Here is a 26,203-nt window from a genome sequence, read left to right on the forward strand (position 1 = left end):
GCTTCTCAAGGAAAACGGTCTATGCCAAACTATTATATTCCAGATAATCCCTAATCGGCAAGAGGAAGTAGATCATTCATCGTGCTGTCTGACACTGCCGCCGATATCTGTCTATACAGCTGCATCCACACGTTTCTGCGAAGCGCCGTCACATCGCTTGCATACTTTTAGAGGAGTCCCATCCGATTTGGTACGAGGATATAACAGCTTGGTTCGAGTACTCTTGCATACCGGACATGTGCCGCGGGCGCGAGTGGGTAAGTGCCAAAGTGATTTGCCTCTTTTTTGTTTTGCCATGAATTGAAATTCCCCCGTTTCATCATTTCGTTATCGTCACTCTTAACTATATGAAAGGGGTTAGCAGAACATGTCGGTCAGCTTCATAGCATTTTTACGCATTACATCCGAGAAGTTACGGAACCTTTTAACAGTAGCTCGGTGTACAGTGAATCGAAACTGGTGGGGCAGTTATCTTCCGACATATCTTTAATAGGATAGGCCTACTACTTGACGACATGTAGATTTACCCGACAACAGCCTTCACTCCAGCGGTCTGCCACCCATTACATCCGTTCGATGGCAATAATATAAAGAAATAGTTAACCGTAATGATGGCAATGCCGGAGGTCCCTTTCTTGGATAGCACGGACTTTACTCCAACGCCGCGATCCTTCAGTGAGTCCATTAATGTATGTCCAAATGGATCAAGTCCCACGGCACCAATCATGACGCAATCGGCACCTGCCGATGATGCGGCCACAGCCTGATTCGCTCCTTTGCCTCCGGGAAAAAACGATGTATCCCTGCTATGAATCGTTTCCCCCGGCTGGGGGGACTGTGCTACATTACTAACAACGTCCATATTAATGCTACCAATTACAACGAGTCTACGCAAAGATAACTCGCTCCTTTCTCTTAAACCAGCTTCTGCGTGGACGTTAGAACATGAACATCCTTAATCTCGTTCTCGCCATCCTCCAGGCAGCCAAAGCCGAACATGCCACGAGCATAGGCGTCGTCTTTGCATTCGAGCACATGATCTCCATTAATGTACAAGCTGAACTGGTCCTTCTCAGTGGAGTCTACAACAGGGTTCATACTCCTTGATATTCAACTCACGAACTAAGTTTGCTTTCTTCGTCTAGTAAAAAACCAACGAATATAGCCATACAATCCGCCAGCCAGGATGAGGCCTCCAATGGTTGTCACCACTGCCCAGCCGCTATTCTGCTCCATTATTCCAAAGTTGACCTGAGATTGCAGCGTTTGGGCATGTTCGTATTGGCTGGTTATCTCCAGATTGGGCACATATCTCTGTGTAAGTATCATGCCTTGCACTACCATAAATGCCATACAACCTGCATAAATCGCTGCAGCGAATAGTACGGACTCTAATACGATACGTTTGCGTGTCACTATGACTCCTCCTTTTTCATTAAGATGTTTGTTCACTACTCCTCAAATCCATTTCACAATTTCACTGATTACATAAGCGGCGGGAATAATAACTAGCTGTGCCAGCATCGTCCCGAAGAATCTGGAGACCATTAACATCGTGTATACTTTGCCTAATTGATCTCTCGCCTCCTCATTTCGAGTGGCCTTATCCGTAATCAATCCTAGCTGAGGATCGATAAATATCGTTAGTATAATGGTGGCAATTCCATTAATCAGCCCAGATGCTTGAGAGGCTGTCGTGCTGAACTGGGGAGTAAGGTGGGCAGCATATAACGAGGAGAGAACGCCCACCGTGTAAAAGGCCGTAACGACAATGTTAAGCATCACAAACCGCTTGGGCACTCCTAAATATCGAAACTGACTCCACGCTAAATTGGGTTTCTTAATGTAGTGCCTCGTGTTTTTGAGCTGCCCAATCGTTACGCTTGTTACGAGCTTAGGAATTGATCCGGCAACCTCCAGCTTGCTGATGACTCTGCTGAACAGATTGACGAAGGTAGGAAACAACGCAATGGCAGCGATGGTTCCTATCGAGGCTGCCAACAAAATCGCCCTGAAATAGGAGAGCACATCAAACGTAGGCTCCTCTCTTGCATAATCCACGAATTTCGCCGTCAGCGGTGCTTGGACCAAATTGGATGTTCGCGATACTAACACAATGATCCCGGTCAATGATAATGCGACGGCAATCTTATTCAGTTTCACGCCAGCATATCTCGCTGAATACGACAATGTTTCCGCCGTATGAATAATCATCGTCAGCACAAATACAACGATCAAGCTATGTATCATTAAGGGTTCCTCCCCATCTGATATTCAGGTCATGCCGTCTTCAAGATCCTTGCTGCTGTAACGGCTCTCCTTCATATCTATCCAGAGAATTATCGGATTAGTACATGTCCTCCCTGCTATTCAAGCATCCCTACGGTTCGATCATAGAGCTGGATCAATTGCTCGCGAGTAACAAGACTGGCGTTATGTTCAAATGTAATATGAAACCTGGAGTTCTTCGCAGCCAGGTATCGTAAATAAGCGGAGGCATCCCCATACCTTCCATCATGGTCTTGCTCCGGCAGTACAGGCAGATGGTGAGTAAATTTTTCTTCCTCATAATACACATTACTATAATGAACCAAATATACTGACGGCGCGATCTGATCGAGAAAATGATATGGATCGAATCCGTGAAAAGCTCTGTGGGTAATATCAAGTCTGGCTGTATCCAGCACAAACCCGATTTCGGGATAAGCGCAAAAGCTATCTACAAGCACATCGCCATACTCACCAAAAAAATCATGCTCTAACACAATTCGCTGCCCGTAACGCAGCTGAAGCTCACAGAGATGCTCGAATAACCGCTGTGAGATGTCACGAAACCGATCTTTGCTCAACTGGCTGTAATTATAACGATGCTTAGAATCAGGAAGTCTTGGGTATGTCATGAAAGGTTCCTGGAAGACTGGATAAAATGGGTAATGGAACAACACATAATCTGCACCGTACAAGGAGGCTAATTGGACTTCCTCAGCGACTTGCCCAAGTGCTAACTGAAATCGTTCAGGGTCTGGTGCATTAACTTGAGGCAGCCAGAAGCCTGCGTCCCCGAGCACAGGGGCATGTACCCCCATCTCAACCCCATGATTGCGGCAAAAATGGCTTACTTCCCGTAAAGCATCCTGACTTGGAAGGCTGCATATTTCCATCCCACTGATATGCTTGTCTGCCAGCTGTCCCCAGTCCTCTTCCGTGAATTGATTCCACATTCCGACTTGTAAACGTCTCGAGTTCAAAGTCACCACCTCCTTGTCAACATTCCGAATCAATATAAGGACCATAGTCGACAAGAATTCGACTGTGCGTCTTGGACGAAAGACGGATCGCATCCAGAACGGCCTGCACCTTATGCCCGTCAGCAAATTGTGGCATGCTTGCCGATGTTGTATGTTCTGTCAGGCTGTTATATATGGCATCAACCATTTGAAAAAAGCCGTTATAATAGTGTATCGCTGGTGCTTCCAGATTTGCCGGGGGTGGAAATGGCTCGATCTCAATCGGCTCAAACGATCCGCCAAAGCTGCACTCGAGGATTTGGTCATCCCGCATTTTTAGTGTCCCTTTACTCCCGTACATCTCCAGCATCCAGCCAGTACCGCGTACTCCAGGATAAAAAACATCCACAAGAAGCGAAGCACCGCTTCTAAAACGACCGTTTAAGGTAAAAGCATCATCTGCATCCCTGACTTCAAGTCCGGCTTCTCCTGCATAAGCCGGGATCTGCGTCCGCAATTCGCCATACACATCGGTAATCTCTTCGTCCATCCACCAGAGAAGGGAGTCGACCATATGAGAACCAACGGCAAACAGGAACCCTCCCCCCTCTTCTGTGCGGGATTCCCATCCCCGGTAAGAATTAGCCAGCATATTATATCCGGAGAAACTTCCTGTATATTTGATATGCTGAATATCTCCTAGCTCCTTGCTCTGAAGCATAAGCTTGATCCGCTGCCTGATCGGCGTCCATCTCCATTGGAAGTTCACAAAAGCTCTACGTTTGACTCGTACTGATTCCTTCAGCATATGTAATGTTCGTTCTTTATCTATCCCCAGTGGTTTTTCAGTCAATACATGACAGCCAGATTGCAAGGCCAGCATCGTCATTTTATAATGATGAACCGGTGCTGATACGATTACGGCCAGATCCAGCTGCTCAGATCCCAGCATGCAACGCCAGCCCTGTAATAAGAAATTCCCTGCCATGTTCGGTTTTCCGTTCTCTCTCGATAAACACTGGCGATAGATTTTACTTCGAACCCCGGGTGAAGCTGAAAAATGGGCGCATGAACCGCCCCGCCAAACCCAGTCCCGATGATTCCTACGGATATTGATTTCATCCTGGGTCACCTCGTAATAAATAATAAGATGAACGAACACAAAATAAACACCAAGCAGTCTGCCTGATGTTTATTTTACCATGTTTTCCCTCTTGCGTCTTAGTACTATTAGACCGAGGCAATGATAACTCTATTGTTTTATATGGTCAGCTTAGTATTAAATCAGATGTTCTCAAACACCCACAACTTTTTCCAGATATAAACGTTCATAATATAGAGAGGAGGTGTCTATATGAGAAGGAATACAACAATCATTGTCATTCTCTCTTTGTTGTTCAGCGCGATCATCGGTTGTACTTCTGTCTATGAAGAACCCGTGGACAGTTATAAATCTTCATCCGTACATGACGATTTCCCAATCCCGAACAGCGCAACCCTTTTGCAAACGATTACGGAGACTGGAAATCCGAATATAGATAATGGGGCTAAGTATGAAGTGAAGGGCATTGGCGGTGAACAAGGCTTATCATTGCCCACACGATACTTCGAAGAAATCCAAGCTTCAGGATGGGACGAATTAGAAGATAAGCGCGCGGGGCACTTTCACTATTTCGAAAAAGACGCTAAAGTGATTGCCCTGGAAATACGCGAAAATTCCATTGGAGTCTATGAAATGGTTGAGAATGCAAAATTCTAAGTTTCAAAAGCAAAAGGGGGGCTCCACAGCCATTTTCGATGACTTGTGGAACAGCCCTTTCTGTTTCTATCGCTGTACATTCTATTATCAAATTCGAGCTAGTTTCCTTCCGCTTCTCCTTGACTGCTATCTTCGGTCTGCTCCTCAGTCTTCTTTGGATGAGGTGTCCCATCCAAGCCGTAGACTTCATCATAAGCATCGAATATTTTTCTCCCGATTGGCGCAGCACTCTGGGACCCAAAGCCGCCTTCCGGTACAACGACGGCTACCGCCAGCTTCGGATTCTCACGCGGAGCAAAAGCGATAAAAACACCGTTATCAATCTTTGTCCAACGTCCATCCACTCTTGCGGCCTGTTCAGAGGTTCCTGTCTTGCGAGCAAAATCATATTTGAAGTCACTAAAGGCAGCAAGTCCCTGCGTATTCATCCCCTGTTTAATAGTCTGCCAGTACGCTTTGGGATAATCGACTTCATTAAGAACCTCAACTCCGAATTTCTCGACCACATTACCGTTCTGATCCGTAATTTTACTGACCAGCTGCGGCTTGATTCGCTTCCCTTCATTCGCCAGCATAACCGTGTATTGAGCAAGCTGCAGAGGAGTGTATTTACCCATCTGTCCGAATGACGCATAAGCTAACGCAGCCAAATTACTTCCTGCTGATTTGATATCAAAGTATTCCTTGCGGCCCGATAATTCACCCGGCAAGCCACTTCCGGTCGATACGCCTAGACCAAACAGCTCCATATATTCATCCCACTTCTTAACACCTTTTTCCCCGCCGTACTTTTTGACCAGCTCCTTGCCAATCATATCAATCATAAAAGCATTCGAAGACTGCTGAATTGCTTTGCTAGGTTTAATTGGCCCATTCCGATGCCCGCTGGAGTTGGAGATTCTCGTTTCGCTTCCTTCCCGACCTATAAGAGCATAACCCTGGTCGTTATATATATAGTCAGGGCCAAATAATCCCTCATTAAGCCCGATCATCACCGTCAGCGGCTTAATAACGGAACCTAGAAAAATCATGGATTCAAAATTGTGTCCAGAGCGTCCCGATCCAAATATCGTTATCGTGCCGTTACCCGACGCATTTATGTCTAGTCCTTCATTCGGGTCGTAATCCGGCATACTGGCCATTGCTATTATATTGCCCGTATCAACTTCCATGGCGACCGCGTATCCGGTTAAGGCGTCCTTATGCAGTTTTCCCGATACGGGGTGGGTATGTAGATACTCGAGTTGTTCCATAATGGCCTGTTCTGTCGCAAGCTGAATGTCCTTATGAATTGTGGTGTGGATATTATAGCCTTTCTCAGGAGCGACCATAGTCGGTACGCCATCCACCATATTCTGGGGATTAATCGGAATGTTGAGATATCCGCTCTTGCCGCGAAGTTCTTCCTGAAACATTCGCTCCAATCCGTCAAAGCCAATCCATTCTTCTTCCATGTAGATTAGTCCAGGATCCTTCTGATCCTTGTTGCCTTGGTCGATTGCCTCGTAGTCCTTTAAACTTTTAGCCCCTTTAAACTGCTTGAGGTATCCGATCGTCTGAACCGCTACCGTATCCGGATCATAGTGTCTCACATTCTCTTCTACGATTAGAGCGCCTGGGAACTTTGCACGGTTCTCCATGAAATAAGCGATCTCTTTTTTGGACAAATCCGACTTGATGAGTCTCGGTTCATATCCATGCTGCTTGTTATATTCCAAATCGAGGCGTTTGATTACTTCCTTCACCGTTATCGGTTCTGCCTTTGGGTCCCCATACTTGTTAAACGCCTGGACGATTTGCTTCGCCATTTCCTCGGCTTCAGGCCTGTTGGCTTTTCCCTTGTCCGTCTTCTTGCTGTAATCCTTCATGAGTGTAATATATAAAGAATCCGATGAAGTAGAGTAGGCAAGCTTGTTGCCGGATGCATCAATGATGGAGCCACGGATCGGCTGCAAGGGGAAATTCTTCTGCTCTCCTCCGATTTCCTGACTCGCGAGCTCTGGTCCCTCAACAAATTGTAGGATCGCCATTCGAATAATGATGACACAAAAGATAACAAATGTACTAAAAAAGAAAATATTGATCCTTCCATTAAATCTGCGTTTGATTTCCGATTCATCGGGTACATCTTTGTACGGTTTAAAGCCCTTCACATCTTATACGCTCCTTTTGGTGAACTGTATTAATCCAGCCATGTTGACAGATCTGGCTGTTTCTCAAATTCAAAGAGTCGGTTCAACTGCTCTCTGGTATTCCTCTCCTCGGACAAGGGCGGCAGTTCGCCCTGTTTGAAAAAACCGACCGCTGACGTCTCCGTCCCTACGCCTGCAGTTCCGCCCATAATGTTACACTGGATGAACATTTTGTACACGTGGAAGGCAGAGGGCGGATGATGATGAAACTTCTTATCCAAGACAGCCAGCAGCCTCGTTGCAGTCACATCATAACCCGCTTCTTCCTTCACTTCCTTCACAACCACTTCGGCAGGTGACAGGCCAACGTCTGCCCATCCGCCTGGAAGTGCCCATGCTCCGTCTGCCTTTTCCTGCACCAGCAGCAGCTTTCCGTCTTGAAAAATTACGCCCCTCACGTCTACCTTCGGCGTTTGATACCCCGTTTCACTCGCAAACAGCGTACGAATCTTCTCTTCGCCAGCTTCTGTATACTCCTGCATAATGGTAATGCTAAGCTCCCTCAGCTGTTCAAACCGTTCCTTATCGTAAACATCCTTCGTGTATGCCAGTCCGGCCTGGCTGATAGCCTGAATTTCCTTTGCCCATTCCAACCATTTTATTGACATAGATATCATTCCTTTTCGGTATCATCTCATAAAATATAACGCCTACTGCAGGCGAATGGTTTATAATGGAAACATACGATTTCAAGATTATAACATAAATACAGATGAATGATGAGACGAGTGTTGTATTTAGGAGGCATTATTATATGAAGAAAACCCGATCGGTTCTATATGTAATCCTGCTTATCGTTGTGTTCGGTACCGGATATTATGTTGGCTCCCGTTCCGAGAACGTAAAGCCGATTACCAAGGAAAATGCCAGACAAGCTATTAAGTTGCTATGGGTGCAATCTGATGAACCTCCAATGCCCAAGGTGGTAATCGAAGATACTGATATCACGCTGCGCCGCAGCGGATATTCTTGGTGCAACGCTGATAACTGTGTAACGACGGATGCTGCTCCGCTCACGCTGGAGGATATGACGCCTGTCGTGGTGAAAGGTGGAGTTGAGATTATAACTACGCCACCCGAGGGAATTAACGAATTTACGATCAAAAACCTTACTGCTCCCGAAATCGACGGCTACACCGTACCGACTGAACCGGGTTCGTATCTCTACGAAATTTACTGCTCATGGTTTATGGATCAGGGACACGCCAGTTTCTATTTTGCGGTCACAGTTCAATAAGTTTAATAAGATGAAGTACCCCACCTCGGTGTCTAAACACAAACAGCCCTCATGAATTGAGGGCTGTTTGTTTGCACTGTGCATATAGGAAATTTTAACGGTCTATTCTTCTTTCTGGTTGGTCTTGATAATTGCGTACGCCAATTGCCCAACCATTCCAAGGAATAGACCTGTACCAACTACGATATATACCATGGTGAATACCTTGCCAAGCGGAGTTTGCGGCACAAATTCCGGATGACCTACCGTACTTAAGGTCGCTACAGAGAAATAAAGAGCATCCAGTACAGATAATCCTTCTTGACCGGTATAAAACAACGTCCCTGATAACAGCATGATGACAATTAATACAAACAGCGCTACGAAATATCGCTGCTTAAAGGCTCGAATTAAGCCGCTGATGAGGCGTTTTAAGGTTAGTAAAAAAGAGAGCATCCTAAAATCCTTTCTTTCCGGAGTGTAAGTTAAAAGAATCACATATTGCTAGTATATCAAAATCATAACCTCTCCATCCATTACCTATGAATAGAGAGGATCTTTCCTTCGGAATCGATGCTGCGAAATACAAAGCCCCCAGTCTGATCGGCAGGCAATTGTCCGTAATAGACGGCATACCCTTGTTCCACATCCATTTCGATGTAGATCCCCGATAAGGCTTTAAGCCGTTCCAGATCAGCCACAGGCTCTTCATCCATCGGCTCATTCGTGACAACTATTGTACTGCTCTCGTTCTCTGAAGTCTCAACTGCCAGTATGGTATCATAGATATCATTCCCTCCATGATTAGTAGCAGACCAGGTCCGAATGAAAGGTTCATCTTGAGACGTCCTGACCAGTTCAACTGAGTTCCGAGCACGGTACAGCCATCCCCACTTATTCTCTACGACAGTAACTATCTTCTGATTACCATCCGACCAGACAACCAATTTATGTTGATCTTCCCTCTTCTCGTAAAGTTTATTCCCCGTATACTCAGGATAGAGACGCCGCACGGCCTGCTCTTCATTGTACATATAACCGCCTAGAAACAGTGGCGTATAATTAATGACGACCACAATGGCTGCCAGTATAAGAAAAGATATCTTCTTCACAACAACAACTCCTTGTCATCCATTTGGGAGACTGACCCTTGAATATTACCGGACGGCAGTTAGCCCTGGAGTGCCAGCAGCTCTCGAATGTCCGCCTCGGTCCAGCTCGACAGCGCCCCTTCTCCCGGCTGAACGAGCTCTTCCATAAGATTCTTCTTCTTCTGCTGAAGTGCGACCATTTTATCCTCAATCGTATCCTGAGAGACTAACCTTATGACCTGGACCACCTTCTTCTGACCAATTCGATGTGCCCGATCCGTAGCCTGCTGCTCCACTGCCGGATTCCACCACAGGTCATACAAGATCACCGTATCCGCCCCAGTCAGGTTCAAGCCTGTCCCACCCGCTTTCAGCGAAATCAGGAATAACTCACGTTCTCCCTCGTTAAAGCGTTCGCACAGCTCCACCCGATCCGAGGCCGGAGTTTGTCCATCCAAGTAAAAAAACGGAATTCCCCGATAGCCAAGTTCTCTCGCAATCACCTTCAACATTCCTGTGAATTGGGAGAATACAAGCATTCGCCGCCCCGATTGGCGACATTCCTCAATCGTTTCCAGCAGCTGTTCAAACTTTGCGGAACTGCCCTCATAACCATCCACAAACAGTGCTGGATGACAGCAAATTTGGCGTAATCGAGTCAACCCTGCCAGGATACGAATACGATTCTTCTGAAATCCATCCTGCGCCAAATGCTTGAGCGTCTCCTGTCTGAGTTTAGCAAGATAGGCGGTATACAGCTTCTTCTGTTCGATCAGAAGCCCCGATGCCTGTATCGTCTCGATCTTCTCAGGCAGCTCCTGGAGCACGTCTGACTTCAACCTGCGCAGCAGAAAAGGACGTACCCTCTTCGCAACCGTTTCTTTAGGTAACTCATGAAATGCTGTTCGATCGCCAAAAAGTTCCGGAAAAACGACATCGTAGATAGACCATAATTCCTCAAGACGATTCTCCACCGGTGTGCCTGTTAAGGCAAAACGGTAACGTGCCCGAAGTGTTTTGACAACCTGAGCCGTTTGCGTTGTGTAATTCTTGAAAGCTTGAGCTTCATCCAGAATCAATGCCAAGAACGACAACTTTGCATACTGTCCCACATCTCTTCGTAATAGCGGATAAGAAGTAATGATGACATCCGCATCCTCCGTATTACGGAGAATCTTTGCCCGCTCGGTCTGTGTACCATCCGCAATGACTGCTTTTATCCCAGGTGCGAATTTATGGAGTTCGCTCAACCAGTTATAGAGCAGGGAAGCTGGCGCAACAATAAGTGCCGGTTCTTTGCGCTCTCTGATCTCTGGCAGCACAGACAGAATGAAGGCAATACTTTGTATGGTTTTTCCCAATCCCATATCGTCAGCCAAGATGCCGCCAAAGCGGTAATGAGCCATCGTCTTCATCCACTGGAAGCCGAACTTCTGATAATCGCGAAGAACATTTTCCAAGCCAGGAGGCACCGCAAAATCCAAATCATCCGGGTTCTTCACATGCTGCAGCATTCGCCGCAAGGATCGGCCAAGCTGAACAGCTGATCCCGAATCTTCCCAATCCAGCAGCTGAAGCCCTTGAATCACCGGCAATTTGAATTTAGTTCCTTCCCCCTCGTACAACCAAGGTCCGAGCCGATTCATGAGTGAAACCATAGCCTGGAAATCAGCACTCTCCAGTGGAAGCAGGGCGCCATTTCGCAGTCGGTGATATTTACGCTTATCTTCAAGCGATTTGATAATCTCCCGGATTTCTGCTTCCCGAATCCCCTCCATGTCAAACTTCAATTCAAGCCAATCCGTGCGTTCGTCGATATCTACCCGGACTTTGGCTCCTATGGGTTCAGTGAGCACCCGTTCTTTCACGGCCGTCGTTGCATAAACAACAAGCAGCTTCTCCAGCTCTGGGAGCGTATGGTACAGAAAGTCATATTCGGCATCCTCATCGTTCATGAAGAAGCCGCCATCCGTTTTGGCAAAGGAGGCGTTCTCAATGAGTTCAAGTATTCTCTGCTCCAACTCGCCATCACGAACGAGGATCGAACTGCTGCTGTGTTTGGCGCGATTTCCCTCGAGGGGGTTTATCGTGATCTCACCGTATTGAAAGTCAAGTCCAGCTAAGAGCCGCCCACGCACCCGGTCTAAATACAGCTTCGCCTTCAGCGGAGTTTTGACAATACGATCAGATACGGACTGGGCCACATGGACGCTGCCCAGCTTCATGAGTCCAGGAACCACTCTTTCCATAATAGATTCCATCATGTCCGGCTGAATCCGAATATGCGGCTTATACGCGGTCTTGAGCAGCTGCTTCATCTCGGAGAGCTTACTGCAGGCCTCCGATTCAAGCTCAATCAGCTTACCATCCACAATAACGAGCCCATATCCCTCCATAACGGTCATCCGTTCCAATCCATCAACCTTCATTAGATAGTGATCATCCCCGGATTCATCGAACTCGAACTGAAGAGGAATCGGATTCTCCATAAATTCCAGCTTGTCTGTCATAATCCCATCCATCGACAAGAGGGAATGCACGGAACCAGAGAGTCTTTCTCTGATTTGAAGCCAGAATGAAGGGGGGATAATTAACATTCGATCGTTGGTCCCTTTTTTGCTAGTAGAAGAATAGATGTCCAGAGTCTGCTTTAACATGCTTTCATGCTCATAGATGCGATTTAGCTGCTGAAGAAGTTCATCATGCTCCTTCTTAAAGCTGTGCAGCTCAGGGTCATAGATAAAATTTCTCGTGAACACGCAGGTTTCCCTACGTTTTACACATTGCAGGAACTCGCGAATCCGATGTACGATATATAATCGCTTTTTCCCGATTCGGAGTTCCACTCCGAACAAGTGCTTCTGATTTCCGTATGATTGCAGTTTGAAAATGCATTCCATATCCAGAATCTCGCGGTTGTCAAAACGGGTAGCAGCCGTCGATCTCTTCGTCCCGTTATAAGAGAACAAACCGAGCAGCTGACTGCTAAGCAGGGCATCCTGTTCCTTCTCGTCCAAAGCATCAGTATTCCGGATGGTCAACTGTCCATCTTCATCGTCTCTCTGGACAGAAGGATGTAATAATGATGGATAGGGGCGAACAGGAGCTTCACTCGTCTGTTCGATATCCCGGATCGTCAGAAGGAGTGCTGCAATATGTCTGCACCGCTTTATCGTTAATCCATAGCCCAGGCAGCTGCACTCAGCGAATACGTCCCCGTTTGAATCAATCTCCGCTCTGGCGATACCGGATTCCTGATCCTTCACCTCCGCTTCGTATGTCCGAGCATCTGGATCTTGTTTCAGCATGTTTACTTGACCATCTCTATATAAAACGCCGCCGCGATCATAGGAGGTTTTGCCGCATAAAAGTTTAATCACGCGTTCGGTCAGCTGGTAACCCATACTCCCATTCCTTTCTCTACTTACTGCTAAAAGACAGTATACCATTTTGTGAAGATGGGCTAGTAATGCCTTTGTCCGCTAACCATGCCAACAATCCCACCAAAAAAAGAACCCGCCGCTACGGCAAGTTCTTCTTACGCTGTTTCTCCGCATACCAGGTTATATTATCATAACGCTTGTTTTGGCCCTTCCATGCTCCGCTGGAAATAATAAAGCCAACAATCAAATAGATCAGAAAGTAATAATAATATCGGGTTACAAAAAATTCAGGATCAAATTTATCCCTATCAAAAAACCAAGTGGCTGCAGCCCAGACAACATATAATAAGAGGCCATGTACAAGACCCCGAGAAATCACAAACTTGGCTTTTCCCTTCTTCCGAATAGCCGTCCATTTACGATAAAACCGCTCATCCCGATCCATGCAATCCCTCCGTTTCGCGGCTGAGATTTGTTTGTAATACAGTATGGCTTCGTGCTGCTTTCGCAAACTTTAAGCCTTCATCCCTTTAAAATGTCCTTCAAAGCTATATCCAGTCTCTCAAATTCAAATTGAAACCCAGCTTTCAGCAGCCTGTCGGGTATAACCCATCGACTCTTGAGCACAAGCTCCGTTTCGGTCTGAATAATTCTGGCTCCCATCTCCAGCAGCCATTTAGGCGATGGCAGACCTATGTTGCGATTCATCGCGTGCCGGAGCTGCTCCATCAGTTCCTTGTTCGTAACCGGACATGGGGAGGCACAGTTGATAACCCCGGTCAGATCTGTATTTTCATTCAAAAACAGAATGATTCGGTATAGGTCCTCCACATGGATCCAGCTGAACATTTGCTTGCCTGTCCCCTGCGTACCGCCAAGTCCGTATTTTACCAAGTTCATATAAGGAGTCATGACACCTCCGCCTGGCCCCAGCACGATGGCAATACGCAAGGCGATTTGTCTTGTATGAGGTAGTGAGAACGAGAAGAAAGCACGCTCCCATTCCTTGGCGACATTAACCGAGAAACCGGAACCAATCTCCCCTGTTTCTTCCGTCATCGGATGGTCCTCCGCATGCCGATATATCGTAGCCGTACTAGAATTCAGCCATAATTGCGGGGGTTGCTGGCAATCTTCCATAGCCCTCCCAAGAATTTCGGTTGTCTCGACTCTAGTTTTCAGGATAAGCTCCTGATTTCGTGCATTGTAACGGCAATTTACCGACTTGCCAGCAAGGTTTATCAGCATATCCGCCCCCTCCAGGGCAGCAACGATGGCTTCATGGTCATTCCAGGCAATATGTCCTGGCCGTCGAGAGATCATATATACTTCTGTTTGCTCACTGGTGAATTTTCCCTTGAAATATGTTCCGATAAAACCCGTTCCACCAGCTAATACGATCTTTCTCATAGAATGAATCAGCCCATTTCTCTAAGTTTTATCCCCCATGTCAGCTCCCACATACACGATTCTTCTATACAGCATACCATTTTTTAGGACGACATAAAAAAAAAGAACAACATCTTCTAAGCGAAGATGTCATTCAATATCTGCTACTTTGTGTAGGAGGATTTTATAAATACGCCAAACTCACGCTTTTTTCCGGTCCCTTCGGTATCCCCCAGCTTCTCGTATTTGTCAAACTTCGTCCCTTGAAGCAATATCTCTTTCTCTCTATTGGGCTCAGCGCCTGACTCCCAGAACAAAAGTCCGGTCACTGCCTTGTCAACATTCCGCAGAAATGCCTGACGAACGGATGGATTATCCATCACATGATAGAAAACGGTCAAGAGAAGTCCAATATCATATTCTTCTGTAAGCGTAGAACGTTCAAAACGCTCTGTTCTAATGTCAAATTGAACTCTTTCCAAATGGTTTAACTCCCTCGCCAACTCATAGTGCTCTGCCATAGGTTCATAACCGGTAACTCTTGCTCCCTGACGTGCAAAATGGCGGGAATAATAACCAATATTACAGCCGATGTCGATCACATTTTTTCCCCGTATAGATGATGAACCCAAGTACTCCAATATAAGATCCAGGCGGGTAGGATAAGTGCTGTCACGTTCGCTTGTTAAATGTTCGAAGTATGGATTCAGGATTGGCGTATAAATCAACGTCCGATGGTGGCGGGAAAAGGTATCACGTACCCCAGTTACAGCATCTGTATTCTTCCAATAATCATAATCCTGGACAGTCATCTGAGCAGGAATGTACCTGATACCTTTGCAATATTGAAATATGGTTCGGTGATGGCCATCTTTAATACGAAAGTATCCTGCCTCCTTGTCATATACGACCAGGATCGGATCATTCAGGAAATAATCGGGATTCTTGGCGAATAAAGCTGTCAAATTGCTGCACTGTAACCTCCGCTGCTCCAGCAATTCATGTTCTGATATAGGCACATGCAAACCGCGCGTGGTAAAGATAAGAGAATGCCATTCCAGATACAGCTTAGGAGATTCTCTTCCGTTCATAAAGTAACGGAATAATTGCAAATGGGGCGACAATCGCATAATCGGCAGGTCTGCATATCTTTTATGATCTTCATACCAGGCTTCCGTGAAATGTGGAATATCGGTTTTGCGTTCTTCTGCGATGTAATCCGTAAATAACAATTCCAAGGGTACCTTAGCCACAACCGTTTGTTCACGTGCTTCAGATCCCATTTGAACATACCTCCCTACTGCACCTAATCGCCCGGCTTCGAAAACAAATACGTAGAAAAATCACGGTTAATATAATCCTTGAAATGTCTCTTGTCGGCTACTGGAAACTGATCCAGTTCCTCCGTTGTCCACGTGCTTAGATGTCTCTCATACTCATTTCCATAAGCAGCCCCTTGCGGCCAATCGTTCCCGATCGGAATATTAAGCAGAACAAAACGGGACTTCTGGATACAGGTTTGCAGCAGAACAAGCGCACGCTCTTTCGTGAAGTGCTCCAGAACGTCTCCCAAAATGATGAGATCAAATTGACCTGAAGACACTTCCAATTGCATATAGTCAAATGCATCCGCAACGTGAATTTTATTATAGAAACAGGAATGATATGAATCGATGTTAACCGGGAAAATTTCGATTCCTTCGATACGTGTGTTCCAATATGCACGAAATACGCGTCCTTCCCATACGTCCAAATATTCGCGGCAGATCATCCCCCAGCGGCCGAAGCCTACGCCGATGTCCAGCACGGATTTAGGAGATACATATCGGATTAAATCCACACAGTACGATAGATTCTGCCAGTTTGATGTCCCCATGCGCGTACCTCCATTCGAATGCTTTACTCCATGTTCATCATCATGTTAATGATCCGGTAATCCGGTATGAAATAATCTCAGGGAGCCATCTTACCGTCTGCTCCCATACCTTTTAATTGACCTTCAACGAAGGATTGGAATGATGGGTGAGAGACAGATCACGGTACTGATCTCCTGAGACTTCTATCGAATTATGGCCCTCTCCCATTCAAACGTGGATCTTGGTGATTCATATATGACCCATCTCTTTGCGATACACTTCGATCACTCGCTTAACCGTGCCATCCAGCAGCAATATCCTTAAGAATCTTATCCTTTCGGAGGAAAATGGGCCGTTTCCTGCCATACTCAACCAAGTAGGCAGCAGAGTGCAATCCCCGAATCAGAGCGCCATCCGGCACGCGGCTTCTAAGCCTATCGGCAAGATCCATAACCACCCCGCCCTTCATCTCAGCCTAGTCCAGTATATTCTTGGGAATATAATCTGGACTCGTCAGTCAACTATACCGTTTCACCCATTTCGTTATACTAAGAAGAACGCCTAGCGACGGATTCTATGAAGACACCTAGGCCAGGCACCTCATGATGGGGCAATAACAATTTCCCTTGCTTCGATCTTCATAATTTCTGATTACATAAAAAAAGATCCCTCTCGGGGATCTATATATGCAATGGTGAGATGTTACGCATAACTCACTAAATCGATAGCGTTGTAATCGGCCTACTTCGCAGTTAAATGTTCTCCTTCTGGATATCCAGATCACCGCCCGACTTAGACATATTCCATCTTCGGTATAGCAAGGGAAACAATTCATAGAGATTACAGGATAGGTTCAATGATGATAGATGAATAGGGGCACCCGCCATGCCTTTATTGATACGCATCAATTTCTGCTTCCATAAAGGCTGCCTGGATATCAAGCGTTCGGCATCATACAATTCGATTGCAATAATCTTCTCTTTCTTCACTTGGTAAAATGAAATATTCTTAATTTCATTCCACGAAACGGCTCCAGCTCCTGCATAAGAGGATTTATCGACGATTCCCTCCTGATTAATTAAGAGGGCCGGCTCCGATTTAATAAGCTTGGAAACAGAAAACACCAGCCCCAATGAAAATAACGCCATACTAATAAACCCTATAATAAGAACAAAATAATTGCTCGATTCAGCTCCTGCATATATTAAACCGATACCTAGCAGCACGAATGCCAGAGAGCCAAATAGTAATTTGGCTACCTTGGAATGAACTTTGATCTCTTCTTGTTTCTGCCTCATTTCATTACACTCCTTGTTCCTAATAACTGATGAGAGCCTTCCTTAAGAGTCCTAATGAGGAGGATCCTATCAACTGACTGTTATTCATCATAATTAACTTGGAACTCATCCACAAATATCGCTGTACCGGTAATATAAACATCCATATTATCCTGATTACGGAGCACATGTACATGAACTCTGCCGTCTTTCCCCATCTCCTGCCCTTGTTCAACCATAAATTGTGTGGAAGGTCTTTCGGAATTCAGGTAAGTTAAATCGTACGCTCCGAGCACACCGGAGGCTGTTCCTGTCACGGGATCCTCGACGGTACCTGAGAATGGTGAAGAGAAATGTCTAGCATGCATGAAGCAGTCATCGTCGATGGTTTCCAAACAAAAAGGATGCAGTGAAGCTCTGGGAAGTTCCGTCAAAATCTCCGGAAAGCGCGCTTGATCAGGCACCATACGATGAAATGACCGCAGCTCTTTTATCGGTACCAACAACGTCCATATTCCGGTACTTCCATATACGATAGGCAAGCTTAAGTCCAAGTCTTCCCGCTTTAAGCCTATGGAGTGCGCCAAGCGTTCCACATCTCCTCGAAAAGGAATGAACTGAGGATGATCCTGCTTCATTTTCATTTTTAACTGTCCCGCATCTTCCTGGAAGTGAATGGGCAAATTCCCCACATTGGTCTCCACCCATACGGTTTCTTTATCCGGGAGTAATCCTCTGCTCTTCAAGGCATACATGGATGCCATGGTAGCATGTCCGCATAAATTCATCTCATGCCCGGGGGTAAAATACCTCAGCCTGACGTCCGCTTGATCTGATTTTAGAATAAAGGTTGTCTCATTGAACCCCACTTGACGAGCGATGATTTGCATTTCTTTCTCCGTCAGTTCATCTGCATCCAGGACCACACCAGCAGGGTTTCCCTTGTTAGGCTGTACAGAGAACGCATCATAATGAAGGACATTAACCGATCCCATCTTCATAACCCTCTTTTCTGCAACATTATGTTTTGAGCTACCTAAAATTAGAGATGATTTTATCACTGAACCGTTTTTAAATCCAGATCGTATTTGCATATATGACCGTCATGTTTGAAAAGAACACTTCAATTTATGCGTATCCGGTTCATTTCATGTGGAGAGCTGAATATATATCTGGCATATTCTTTTTGAATTAACCATACGTGGGGGTAATTTCATTGAATAGCATCAGCCTTTGCATGATCGTAAAAAATGAGGAGCTTGTCATTGAGCGCTGCCTGACCAGCATTGCCGACATTGTGGACGAGATCATTGTGGTTGACACAGGCTCAACAGACCGAACCAAAGAAATCGTTCAATCCTTCACCAAATCCATCTTTGATTTTGAGTGGATTGATGACTTTTCTGCAGCACGGAACTTTGCTTTCAGCAAAGCTACCCAAAACTATATCCTTTGGCTTGATGCGGATGATGTGCTGCTGGAGGAGGATCGGAATAAATTAAAGTCTCTTAAGGAAGCTCTTTCTCCTACCGTCGATTCGGTTACCATGCTCTATCATTTAAGTTCAGATGAATACGGCAATGTCACCTTCAGCCTTCGCCGCAACCGCCTTGTCAAAAGAGAACGTGCATTTCGGTGGATTGGTCCCGTTCATGAATATTTGGAAGTTTATGGACATGTTATTAACAGTGATATCGCGATAACGCATCTCAGTTCGGATCAAGATTCCGATATCGGCCGAAATCTTAGGATCTACCAGAATCGGGAGATAGCCGGTGAATCATTCACGCCAAGAGATCTGTTCTATTATGCAAATGAATTAAAAGATCATCGTCAATTCGAGAAAGCCATCGATTATTACGAACGATTCTTACATACCGAAAAAGGTTGGATTGAAGACATAATCACGACCTGCGGCAAGCTGTCCGATTGCCATCACGAACTCGGGAACAAGCAACTCGCATTAGAATCCTCAATCAGATCCCTGCATTATGCTTCTCCTCGCGCGGAATTCTGCTGTCGCATCGGCTATCATTTTCTCGAGAATCATCATTACGATACAGCCATCTTCTGGTATAAACTGGCCATCCAGCTGGATTTGCCTCCAGATTACATGGGATTCCACAATCCCTCCTACTCTACGTGGCTTCCGCATCTGCAGTTAGCCGTTTGTTACGACCGCATCGGATCATATATGCTAGCCAACGAACATAATGAAACCGCGCTTGCCTATCGTCCTGAGGATAAGACAATGCTGGCTAATCAAGCGTATTTTCGAAACAAGCTGCAAGAACTTGAGAGTCAGAGCTGATGAGAAACAAGATACGCAGTCGTGTACTGATCGGGAGTCCGATACGGCAGAAACCAGAAATATTGGATCATTTTCTGACTTCATTGTTACGGCTGGAGAAGGATGGCCTGGATGTTAGCTACTTCTTCATTGACGACAACAACGATGAAGCGTCCAGCACCCAATTGAACCTATTGATGAAAGAAGGAATTTCTATTGTCATTCGTAACGCCCATCAGCAGGATATTTATTTTCGCAACGAAACCACACATTATTGGAATGAGAAGTTAATCTGGAAAGTAGCTGAATTTAAGAACACAATTATTCAATATGCGCTCGATCTGCAATTCGATTACCTATTCCTTATCGATTCAGATCTGCTGCTTGCCCCCCAAACACTGCGGCATCTTATAGCTGCCAATAAAGATATCATCTCGGAAATATTCTGGACCCGTTGGCAGCCGGAGTCCAGACCCCAGCCTCAAGTATGGCTCAAAGATGAGTACACTCAGTATGAACAATATGCAGGCGAAGTCTTAGATGAAGCACAAAAGGAAGCCCGGTATCTGCAGTTTGAAAGCCGCTTAAATAAACCTGGTGTATATGAAGTCGGTGGACTCGGTGCATGCACTCTGATTAGCCGCCGAGCTCTCGAGCGCGGGGTTAACTATGAGCCTATTTATAATTTATCCTTTTGGGGAGAAGACCGACATTTTAGCATTCGGGCCGCTGCGCTTGGCTTCTCTCTATACGTAGACACGCATTATCCTGCTTATCATATATACCGTGACAGTGATCTTAAGGATGCCAAGCTGTTCTTGGAGGCAACGGACCCTAACCCGAATCCATCCATTCCTGACATTTCGCTCAGCCCATCTGAATCACATTTAGAAGCGCGCCTTGCTCCAGTAAAGCTCAGAGAAAGCTCGAGACGGCCATCACTCACTCTCTCTATGGTGCTCAAGAACGAAGGAAATCGTTATTTAAGACAAGCGCTGTTAAGTCATCTTCCATATATTGATCAAGCCGTCATTATCGATGATGGAAGTACCGACGATACCATGGATGTATGTATGGATATTCTAAAAGGCATCCCTATAAGGTTGATCAATAACAAGGATTCTTTATTTACTAATGAGATTGAGCTTCGTAAACAACAATGGCGTGAAACACTGAACGTTCAACCGGAATGGATTCTGAACCTCGATGCAGATGAATGGTTCGAATCTTCATTTGCAGACATGCTTCCAGCGATGCTGGACCAACAAGAAATTGATTTGTACTGCTTCCGGCTCTATGACTTCTGGAACGAAACCCATTATCGGGAAGATGATTACTGGAGTTCCCATCGGCATTATCGCCCTTTTCTTGTGCGATACCGGCACGACATGAAAGTGGTTTGGAAGGAGACTGCTTTGCACTGCGGAAGATTTCCGTCAAATATATTCGACCTCCCGCATCAACTATCTCCCCTCCGTTTGAAGCACTATGGATGGGCCAAACCGGAATACAGACTTGAGAAATATATGCGCTATAAACAGCTTGACCCTGAAGCCAAATTCGGTTGGAAAGAACAATACGAATCCATCTTGGATGAAACCCCCGTGTTAGTTGAATGGGTGGAATAAAGGGACGATCCCTCTCTTGGTTGAGAATTGTATTTAGTGTTATTCAAATAAAAATGACCCGCAAGCGGAGCACTTTTATACAAAGTGTCTCTCTTGCGGGTCAATGATCGGCTTTGCTTAAAATATCGGCTGCCGATAATCTGATCTATTTCACAGAAACCGAGATGGTTACCGTCTTGGAATTATACTGTGCTTTAATTCGCGCGGTTCCCTTCGCAACCGCTTCAATACGACCGTTTGTTACCTTGGCAACACTGGAGTTGCTGGTTGTCCAAACCGCTACGTCAGCAACATTCGCTTTTGCACCGGTATCAAATTCAGCCGTAACTGCGACGGTTTTGACGTCACCAGGCTTCAGATTCAATTTCTTCTCGCTTGCTGTCAATTTCTTCAATTTAGGAACGACATTTACGTTAACTTTAACCTCTGTACCTTGATAGGAACCGGTTATCGTAGCCGAACCTTCAGCAACAGCCTTTACGGAAGTTCTGGATACCGTCACGATTGAACTGTCCGATGAACTCCAATTCATCTTGGATGATAATGAAACTGTGCTTCCATTGCTGTAGTAACCTGTAACTTTAATCGCTTTGGATTTCTTAATGTTGAGTTCGATATTCTGAGGCTCAACAACCATCTTAACGACTTCCTGTTCCACACTTACCGGAATCTTGATTTCTTTATTCAGGTAGGTTCCTTTAAGCGTAGTAGAACCTTTGGTCAATCCCTTAAGTGTATCGTCTTTAATGACAGCTGCTGTTGAACCCGTCAAAGACCATTCAACGGAAGAGGTCACATCGCTCTCTTCGCCATCCTCATATACAGCATTTACTTTCGGCAAAGGGATGCTTCTGCCCATAACCAGCTGATACTCTTCTGTATCAGACAGCAGTACCAGTACTTTCTGATTAACGGTTACCGGAAGCGTCGCTACTTCTCTCGAACCAATCTTTCCTGTAATGGTTGTTGTCCCCGCGTCAATGGCTTTAATCTTGCCATCCTCGGTTGTTACCACTTTCTCATCATTGGATGTCCAGGTAACTGATTTACTGAAGTCCTCTTTCTCTTCGTCGAGCAGCGTCCCGGTAATCTTAGGAAAAGATTGGGAATCGCCCTTCAGCACCTCAATCTCCGTATCGGCTGCATCAAATCTGATCACAGTCGGATAAACCTTAACTGTAAAGTCTTTACTGATTCCCAAATAGCTGACCTTGATTGTCGAGGTTCCTGTAGATCTCGCTGTAATCACACCATCGTTTACAGAAACAGCTAGCGGATTAGAAGAAGTCCATTCTCCCGTCACGTCAATGGATTGCGAAACGCTGTTCCGCACCTTGGCTTTTACCGTAATCGAATCGTTCATGAACAGAACCGGATTCTTGACGAACTCCGTTTGATCCAGAATCAAAGCTTCATACGGATTACGCACATATACATCCATTTTGGCTGAAGAACCCAAATATCTTACGCTGATCGTGGTTTTACCCAGGGCAACCGGCTTAAGCTTACCGTCTTCAATCGTAGCCACAGAAGTATTGGATGATTTCAGTTCTACCTTGTCCGTTACATCTACACCAGCATCAACATCCGACTGTTTGGCAACGACTGAAAGTCCCACAACATCGCCAACCAACAGCTCCATATCATCTCCAAACAGCAGTCCTTGATCGTCTGGAATGATCGCAAGCTTCTGATATGGGGCGACAACTTTGACCGTATAGGAGGCCTTAAGTCCTTTGTACTCCGCTGTTACAGTTGCGCTTCCCACGCCTACGAGGGTCAGTTCGCCTTTACTTACTTTAACCACGTCATTATCGGATGACGTCCACTTCGCTTCCGTTGTTACATCATTCGTTCCATCAGCCAACGCTTTAACAGTTAAACCTTCTGTTCCAAGCGTATGTTCGACTTTATCAGGCTGATCCAGCTTGAATTCATCGATGGCAAATTGGACTTCCACATCAATCGTCTTGATCGCGCCTTTATACTTTGCCGTAATTCGTGCTGTACCTTTTTCCTGTGGGATAATGAGCCCGCCATCCACTTTGGCGATTCGTGTATTGGATGAAGTCCATGTCGATTCATTGGTAACATCCTTCTTCGTCGTGGATCCTTCCAGATTAGCTAATACACGAAGCTGCTCGCTTGTTTCATTAACCGTTAAGTAAATCTTGCTCTCGTTCGTATCAAATTCAATTGAGGTTACGTCCCCTGAGGCGGCGAATACACTGGTTGGAAAAACCATCGCCAACATCATTACAACGACAAAAATGATCTTCGTTGTCTTTCTGTTTAAGCTCATTTATTTCTCTCCTTTGTACCTTCTGTCTCACAGGCCCTTTTTTCCAGTCTAACATTATATCGACAGTCCTGATTTATTTCGTTATGATCTGAACTTAAAATGGGCACAAAGTAGGATAAATTTATCCGTGGCTCCTATATAGGAAAATCTTATGATCACTGGTGAACGGCCCCTTCACACCCCAATCGGGTGTATCGGCTGTCTCTAAAGAATCATCTCAATTGAATGAGCTTAAAGTTATTTATGAAATAATGAGCTCCTGATAGGATCGTAATCGCAGCTGCCCCAAACATTAATAATTCATCGACCCGCATAAGGGTGATGGACTGAACGGGGACATTATCCAGCAGGACGGCTGCGATGGCAGCAACCTGAAGAACCATTTTGATTTTACCCCATTTGTCAGCCGCTAAGGCTATCCCTTGTTCGGAAGCTACCATTCTCAGTCCTGTAATGACGAATTCCCGCGCTATGATGACAACGGCAATCCATGTGGCAACCATGCCTGATTGAACCATCATAATTAGGGCAACGGATATCAACAGCTTATCCGCAAGCGGGTCCAACAATTTCCCCAAATTCGTGATTTGGTTGTATTTTCTCGCAATGTAACCATCCAGCTTATCCGTAGCCGATGCAAGAATGAAGATGCCCAGCGCTATGTATGTGCCCTTATCATGAATGAACCCGAAGAAGGAGTTTTGCTCAGTCAGCCATAATGGGTATTCGGCTAGAAAAAGAATAAACAAAGGAATCAATAATATTCTGGCTATCGTTATCCTGTTGGCAAGATTCATCGGCGTATCTCCTTGTCTGCAATAGAATTTGTTCATGGCCTTGTACCCTAACTATTCGGCATCATAGAAGGTCATATGCTCTTTATCCGCCCGGTAATAATCCAACCTATCCTTCAAGCTACCCGTATGAAACTCAAACATATGCCCATCCGGATCCAGAAAGTAAATCGATCTCTTGTCCTTCTCATCTCTTGACCTTCCCTGGAGAATCTCGACCTTGAGGGCTTGCAGACGAAGCAGCGTCGGTTCATACTCATGCTCTTCCATGCTGAAGGCAATATGCGTATACGTTCGATTCGCCATGCTTCTGTCGACTTGTTCCTCATTTAATGCCACCCATAGACCATTGAGATCAAAATAAGCCAACTTTCTCCCCTTAACCAAAAGCTTGGCTCCGAATACGTCTTTGTAAAAAGAGATGGAACGCTCCAATTCCGAAACCGAAAAGCACAGATGATTAATAGGTTGCAGATTCATGGTTAGCTGCCTCCTTTTCAATAGACTCGACAACGTCCAGAACCTGAGTCGGCTTGAGTAACTTTTCATACTCGCTTCGAGCAAACGTATTGTACCAATAGGCTTGATACGGTGTCAGACCGGCATTATGTGCGCCTCTCAATTCATCTGATCCCCCATCGCCGATAAACAGAGATTCCTGCGGTGAAACCGATACATGCTCGCAAGCCAACCGGTAAATCTCGGGGTTCGGCTTGGCCACTCCTGCTTCGTAGGAGAAGGTAACATCGTCAAAATAGGGAGCTAGTGGGCTTTGGTGATATGCAGTCACTTCCTCTTCAGAGCAATTGCTGATAAGACCCAGCTTCAGACCATGTTTACGTAATTGATCCAGCATCATGAGAATTTGCTGTGAAACGGCCCGAAAAGGGAGTGTCTTCTCTCTTATTCTCGCTTGATAGAGAAACTCCACATGTTCCTCATGATAGGGCAAACTCCGAACATGCAAAATGTCCCGGATCACAGCTTGATAGCTGGGAAACTGACCATTCATTCTTTGCTCGAACCTGCTGCTCCATTCTTGCTTGAATTTGTCTTCCGATAACCCAAGTCTGTCCCTGTAGTCATAAGTTCTCTTGGATATCCGTTTGCCATCTGCGAATTCGGTGATTAAGGTCTCATAGAGGTCGAAGAATACAGCTCTGATCGCCATACGCACAGCTCCCCTCGTTAATCTGCCCAGCTAGCACCTTGCGATAACCCTGCGGGATAATGCTTAATGGTCTCATCCAGAATGCGACCTGTTTCTTCATCCCATACTTCACTTAGTTCAAATGTTCCCTCTTCAAAGAACAGCGGAAATCGCCGTTTAAACCAATCTTGCATTGGCAGTTTAAGGGCCTCTTCCCTATCCACCCATAACAGTTCTCCTTCGGGAGGGTGCTCCAGCAATTCACCTTCAAAGGAAGTAGCCAAATAATTAAATACCATATACCGTAGACCTGTATTCGGCTCACATGATTCCTCAAGACCCTTATAGATGATATCCTTCACTATCAAGCCGGTTTCTTCCCGTACCTCTCGAATGGCTCCGTTTACAATACTCTCCGGAAAATCCACCTTTCCGCCAGGGGCAATATATCCGGGAAACCCCTTAGCGTCCGGTCTGTTCATCAGCAAAATTTTGTTTCCTTGTTGGATCATGCACATGGTGTACAATTTCACGTCGGCCTGCAATCCAATCCCTCATTCCTATTACATCTTGTTGGTTATAGTATACAGCTCCATACGCTGGATGACGATAGAATGAATGGAGATTCGTCTCATCAAAAAAAGGTCCG

Annotated in this window: 29 protein-coding genes; 4 read left to right on the top strand and 25 right to left on the bottom strand. The window is 45.6% G+C overall.

All coding sequences use genetic code 11. From position 1 onward, the window contains the following. Positions 1 to 111: 111 nt before the first annotated feature. The 8 genes from AM231_RS28180 to AM231_RS29965 all read right to left on the bottom strand — a co-directional run bounded on the left by AM231_RS28180 (position 112) and on the right by AM231_RS29965 (position 4,349). Positions 112 to 297 (bottom strand): hypothetical protein, encoded by a 186-nt coding sequence (locus AM231_RS28180; RefSeq protein WP_082341632.1) that lies wholly within the window; start codon positions 295 to 297, stop codon positions 112 to 114. 226 nt (positions 298 to 523) lie between these two features. Next, the gene (locus tag AM231_RS13795) at positions 524 to 895 is read right to left on the bottom strand and encodes a PfkB family carbohydrate kinase (RefSeq protein WP_082341633.1); all 372 of its coding nucleotides are present in this window, start codon (positions 893 to 895) and stop codon (positions 524 to 526) included. Positions 896 to 915: 20 nt separating this feature from the next. Next, a complete protein-coding gene (locus AM231_RS13800; protein ID WP_054403048.1) occupies positions 916 to 1,098 on the bottom strand; it encodes a hypothetical protein in 183 nt (60 codons plus the stop codon). 24 nt (positions 1,099 to 1,122) lie between these two features. Further along, positions 1,123 to 1,416 (bottom strand): hypothetical protein, encoded by a 294-nt coding sequence (locus AM231_RS13805; RefSeq protein ID WP_242615143.1) that lies wholly within the window; start codon positions 1,414 to 1,416, stop codon positions 1,123 to 1,125. 42 nt (positions 1,417 to 1,458) lie between these two features. Beyond that, positions 1,459 to 2,250, bottom strand: a complete 792-nt coding sequence (locus tag AM231_RS13810) for a lipid II flippase Amj family protein (RefSeq protein WP_054403049.1) — start codon at positions 2,248 to 2,250, stop codon at positions 1,459 to 1,461. A gap of 116 nt (positions 2,251 to 2,366) precedes the next feature. After that, the gene (locus tag AM231_RS13815) at positions 2,367 to 3,254 is read right to left on the bottom strand and encodes a sugar phosphate isomerase/epimerase (protein WP_242615144.1); all 888 of its coding nucleotides are present in this window, start codon (positions 3,252 to 3,254) and stop codon (positions 2,367 to 2,369) included. Positions 3,255 to 3,264: 10 nt separating this feature from the next. Then, on the bottom strand, positions 3,265 to 4,179 hold the full coding sequence (locus tag AM231_RS13820; RefSeq protein ID WP_242615145.1) for a Gfo/Idh/MocA family protein: 915 nt from the start codon (positions 4,177 to 4,179) through the stop codon (positions 3,265 to 3,267). Beyond that, complete coding sequence (locus tag AM231_RS29965) at positions 4,146 to 4,349, bottom strand: Gfo/Idh/MocA family oxidoreductase (RefSeq protein WP_242615146.1); 204 nt, start codon at positions 4,347 to 4,349, stop codon at positions 4,146 to 4,148. The genes AM231_RS13820 and AM231_RS29965 overlap by 34 nt, the downstream gene beginning before the upstream one ends. A gap of 232 nt (positions 4,350 to 4,581) precedes the next feature. On the opposite strand from AM231_RS29965, the gene AM231_RS13825 reads away from it, so the two are divergent. Further along, complete coding sequence (locus AM231_RS13825; protein ID WP_054403052.1) at positions 4,582 to 4,986, top strand: hypothetical protein; 405 nt, start codon at positions 4,582 to 4,584, stop codon at positions 4,984 to 4,986. A gap of 98 nt (positions 4,987 to 5,084) precedes the next feature. Here AM231_RS13825 and AM231_RS13830 read toward each other — a convergent pair whose 3' ends face one another. Both AM231_RS13830 and AM231_RS13835 read right to left on the bottom strand, forming a co-directional pair. Further along, positions 5,085 to 7,139: a peptidoglycan D,D-transpeptidase FtsI family protein gene (locus AM231_RS13830; protein ID WP_054403054.1), complete on the bottom strand. Its 2,055-nt coding sequence runs from the start codon at positions 7,137 to 7,139 to the stop codon at positions 5,085 to 5,087. 29 nt (positions 7,140 to 7,168) lie between these two features. After that, positions 7,169 to 7,786 carry an NUDIX hydrolase gene (locus AM231_RS13835; protein ID WP_054403056.1) on the bottom strand — a complete coding sequence of 206 codons (618 nt, stop codon included), beginning with the start codon at positions 7,784 to 7,786 and terminating at the stop codon, positions 7,169 to 7,171. A 146-nt stretch (positions 7,787 to 7,932) separates the two neighbouring features. On the opposite strand from AM231_RS13835, the gene AM231_RS13840 reads away from it, so the two are divergent. Continuing rightward, the gene (locus tag AM231_RS13840; RefSeq protein ID WP_054403058.1) at positions 7,933 to 8,415 is read left to right on the top strand and encodes a hypothetical protein; all 483 of its coding nucleotides are present in this window, start codon (positions 7,933 to 7,935) and stop codon (positions 8,413 to 8,415) included. A 102-nt stretch (positions 8,416 to 8,517) separates the two neighbouring features. On the opposite strand, the gene AM231_RS13845 is transcribed toward AM231_RS13840, so the two are convergent. The 10 genes from AM231_RS13845 to AM231_RS13885 all read right to left on the bottom strand — a co-directional run bounded on the left by AM231_RS13845 (position 8,518) and on the right by AM231_RS13885 (position 18,385). Then, positions 8,518 to 8,850 carry a potassium channel family protein gene (locus tag AM231_RS13845; protein WP_054403060.1) on the bottom strand — a complete coding sequence of 111 codons (333 nt, stop codon included), beginning with the start codon at positions 8,848 to 8,850 and terminating at the stop codon, positions 8,518 to 8,520. A gap of 80 nt (positions 8,851 to 8,930) precedes the next feature. Then, positions 8,931 to 9,506 (bottom strand): hypothetical protein, encoded by a 576-nt coding sequence (locus AM231_RS13850; protein ID WP_054403062.1) that lies wholly within the window; start codon positions 9,504 to 9,506, stop codon positions 8,931 to 8,933. 59 nt (positions 9,507 to 9,565) lie between these two features. Next, positions 9,566 to 12,889: a DEAD/DEAH box helicase gene (locus tag AM231_RS13855; protein ID WP_054403063.1), complete on the bottom strand. Its 3,324-nt coding sequence runs from the start codon at positions 12,887 to 12,889 to the stop codon at positions 9,566 to 9,568. Between the two features lie 118 nt (positions 12,890 to 13,007). Next, positions 13,008 to 13,313, bottom strand: coding sequence for a hypothetical protein (locus AM231_RS13860; protein ID WP_054403064.1), 306 nt, complete (start codon positions 13,311 to 13,313; stop codon positions 13,008 to 13,010). A 77-nt stretch (positions 13,314 to 13,390) separates the two neighbouring features. Further along, entirely contained in the window at positions 13,391 to 14,278 is an 888-nt protein-coding gene (locus tag AM231_RS13865; RefSeq protein ID WP_054403065.1) for a TIGR01777 family oxidoreductase, read from the bottom strand. Positions 14,279 to 14,421: 143 nt separating this feature from the next. Further along, a complete protein-coding gene (locus AM231_RS13870) occupies positions 14,422 to 15,540 on the bottom strand; it encodes a class I SAM-dependent methyltransferase (RefSeq protein ID WP_054403066.1) in 1,119 nt (372 codons plus the stop codon). A gap of 23 nt (positions 15,541 to 15,563) precedes the next feature. After that, positions 15,564 to 16,133, bottom strand: coding sequence for a methyltransferase domain-containing protein (locus tag AM231_RS13875; protein WP_054403067.1), 570 nt, complete (start codon positions 16,131 to 16,133; stop codon positions 15,564 to 15,566). Positions 16,134 to 16,405: 272 nt separating this feature from the next. Beyond that, complete coding sequence (locus AM231_RS29085; RefSeq protein ID WP_165593401.1) at positions 16,406 to 16,564, bottom strand: hypothetical protein; 159 nt, start codon at positions 16,562 to 16,564, stop codon at positions 16,406 to 16,408. A 301-nt stretch (positions 16,565 to 16,865) separates the two neighbouring features. Beyond that, complete coding sequence (locus AM231_RS13880) at positions 16,866 to 17,411, bottom strand: STM3941 family protein (protein ID WP_054403068.1); 546 nt, start codon at positions 17,409 to 17,411, stop codon at positions 16,866 to 16,868. 80 nt (positions 17,412 to 17,491) lie between these two features. Continuing rightward, a complete protein-coding gene (locus tag AM231_RS13885) occupies positions 17,492 to 18,385 on the bottom strand; it encodes a PhzF family phenazine biosynthesis isomerase (RefSeq protein WP_054403069.1) in 894 nt (297 codons plus the stop codon). A 221-nt stretch (positions 18,386 to 18,606) separates the two neighbouring features. Here AM231_RS13885 and AM231_RS13890 point away from each other — a divergent pair, with 221 nt between their 5' ends. Both AM231_RS13890 and AM231_RS13895 read left to right on the top strand, forming a co-directional pair. Beyond that, complete coding sequence (locus tag AM231_RS13890; RefSeq protein ID WP_054403070.1) at positions 18,607 to 19,701, top strand: glycosyltransferase; 1,095 nt, start codon at positions 18,607 to 18,609, stop codon at positions 19,699 to 19,701. Then, positions 19,701 to 21,308, top strand: coding sequence for a glycosyltransferase family 2 protein (locus AM231_RS13895; protein WP_054403071.1), 1,608 nt, complete (start codon positions 19,701 to 19,703; stop codon positions 21,306 to 21,308). Before AM231_RS13890 ends, AM231_RS13895 begins: the two co-directional genes overlap by 1 nt. A gap of 145 nt (positions 21,309 to 21,453) precedes the next feature. Here the strand turns inward: AM231_RS13895 and AM231_RS13900 are convergent, their stop codons facing one another. From AM231_RS13900 to AM231_RS13920, 5 genes are all read right to left on the bottom strand, one after another. Beyond that, positions 21,454 to 23,610, bottom strand: coding sequence for an Ig-like domain-containing protein (locus AM231_RS13900; protein ID WP_054403072.1), 2,157 nt, complete (start codon positions 23,608 to 23,610; stop codon positions 21,454 to 21,456). 212 nt (positions 23,611 to 23,822) lie between these two features. Next, positions 23,823 to 24,407, bottom strand: a complete 585-nt coding sequence (gene pgsA / locus AM231_RS13905) for a CDP-diacylglycerol--glycerol-3-phosphate 3-phosphatidyltransferase (protein WP_054403073.1) — start codon at positions 24,405 to 24,407, stop codon at positions 23,823 to 23,825. Between the two features lie 51 nt (positions 24,408 to 24,458). Next, positions 24,459 to 24,884, bottom strand: coding sequence for a metallothiol transferase FosB (gene fosB, locus AM231_RS13910; RefSeq protein WP_054403074.1), 426 nt, complete (start codon positions 24,882 to 24,884; stop codon positions 24,459 to 24,461). After that, entirely contained in the window at positions 24,865 to 25,575 is a 711-nt protein-coding gene (locus AM231_RS13915; protein ID WP_054403075.1) for an HAD family hydrolase, read from the bottom strand. The genes fosB and AM231_RS13915 overlap by 20 nt, the downstream gene beginning before the upstream one ends. A gap of 17 nt (positions 25,576 to 25,592) precedes the next feature. After that, the gene (locus tag AM231_RS13920; RefSeq protein WP_054403651.1) at positions 25,593 to 26,072 is read right to left on the bottom strand and encodes an 8-oxo-dGTP diphosphatase; all 480 of its coding nucleotides are present in this window, start codon (positions 26,070 to 26,072) and stop codon (positions 25,593 to 25,595) included. Positions 26,073 to 26,203 lie beyond the last annotated feature (131 nt).

Origin of the sequence: Paenibacillus solani, assembly GCF_001277345.1 — a bacterium.
In the GTDB taxonomy this organism is placed as follows: Bacteria; Bacillota; Bacilli; order Paenibacillales; family Paenibacillaceae; genus Paenibacillus_AQ; species Paenibacillus_AQ solani.

Bases quoted from the DNA above. Each gene is read 5' to 3' on its own strand.
- AM231_RS28180 (WP_082341632.1), bottom strand. From the start codon at position 297: ATGGCAAAACAAAAAAGAGGCAAATCACTTTGGCACTTACCCACTCGC.
- AM231_RS13800 (WP_054403048.1), bottom strand. From the start codon at position 1,098: ATGAACCCTGTTGTAGACTCCACTGAGAAGGACCAGTTCAGCTTGTAC.
- AM231_RS13810 (WP_054403049.1), bottom strand. From the start codon at position 2,250: ATGATACATAGCTTGATCGTTGTATTTGTGCTGACGATGATTATTCAT.
- AM231_RS13820 (WP_242615145.1), bottom strand. From the start codon at position 4,179: ATGCTGGGATCTGAGCAGCTGGATCTGGCCGTAATCGTATCAGCACCG.
- AM231_RS29965 (WP_242615146.1), bottom strand. From the start codon at position 4,349: ATGAAATCAATATCCGTAGGAATCATCGGGACTGGGTTTGGCGGGGCG.
- AM231_RS13825 (WP_054403052.1), top strand. From the start codon at position 4,582: ATGAGAAGGAATACAACAATCATTGTCATTCTCTCTTTGTTGTTCAGC.
- AM231_RS13835 (WP_054403056.1), bottom strand. From the start codon at position 7,786: ATGTCAATAAAATGGTTGGAATGGGCAAAGGAAATTCAGGCTATCAGC.
- AM231_RS13840 (WP_054403058.1), top strand. From the start codon at position 7,933: ATGAAGAAAACCCGATCGGTTCTATATGTAATCCTGCTTATCGTTGTG.
- AM231_RS13845 (WP_054403060.1), bottom strand. From the start codon at position 8,850: ATGCTCTCTTTTTTACTAACCTTAAAACGCCTCATCAGCGGCTTAATT.
- AM231_RS13855 (WP_054403063.1), bottom strand. From the start codon at position 12,889: ATGGGTTACCAGCTGACCGAACGCGTGATTAAACTTTTATGCGGCAAA.
- AM231_RS13860 (WP_054403064.1), bottom strand. From the start codon at position 13,313: ATGGATCGGGATGAGCGGTTTTATCGTAAATGGACGGCTATTCGGAAG.
- AM231_RS13865 (WP_054403065.1), bottom strand. From the start codon at position 14,278: ATGAGAAAGATCGTATTAGCTGGTGGAACGGGTTTTATCGGAACATAT.
- AM231_RS13870 (WP_054403066.1), bottom strand. From the start codon at position 15,540: ATGGGATCTGAAGCACGTGAACAAACGGTTGTGGCTAAGGTACCCTTG.
- AM231_RS13875 (WP_054403067.1), bottom strand. From the start codon at position 16,133: ATGGGGACATCAAACTGGCAGAATCTATCGTACTGTGTGGATTTAATC.
- AM231_RS29085 (WP_165593401.1), bottom strand. From the start codon at position 16,564: ATGGATCTTGCCGATAGGCTTAGAAGCCGCGTGCCGGATGGCGCTCTG.
- AM231_RS13880 (WP_054403068.1), bottom strand. From the start codon at position 17,411: ATGAGGCAGAAACAAGAAGAGATCAAAGTTCATTCCAAGGTAGCCAAA.
- AM231_RS13885 (WP_054403069.1), bottom strand. From the start codon at position 18,385: ATGGGATCGGTTAATGTCCTTCATTATGATGCGTTCTCTGTACAGCCT.
- AM231_RS13895 (WP_054403071.1), top strand. From the start codon at position 19,701: ATGAGAAACAAGATACGCAGTCGTGTACTGATCGGGAGTCCGATACGG.
- AM231_RS13900 (WP_054403072.1), bottom strand. From the start codon at position 23,610: ATGAGCTTAAACAGAAAGACAACGAAGATCATTTTTGTCGTTGTAATG.
- pgsA (WP_054403073.1), bottom strand. From the start codon at position 24,407: ATGAATCTTGCCAACAGGATAACGATAGCCAGAATATTATTGATTCCT.
- fosB (WP_054403074.1), bottom strand. From the start codon at position 24,884: ATGAATCTGCAACCTATTAATCATCTGTGCTTTTCGGTTTCGGAATTG.
- AM231_RS13915 (WP_054403075.1), bottom strand. From the start codon at position 25,575: ATGGCGATCAGAGCTGTATTCTTCGACCTCTATGAGACCTTAATCACC.
- AM231_RS13920 (WP_054403651.1), bottom strand. From the start codon at position 26,072: ATGTGCATGATCCAACAAGGAAACAAAATTTTGCTGATGAACAGACCG.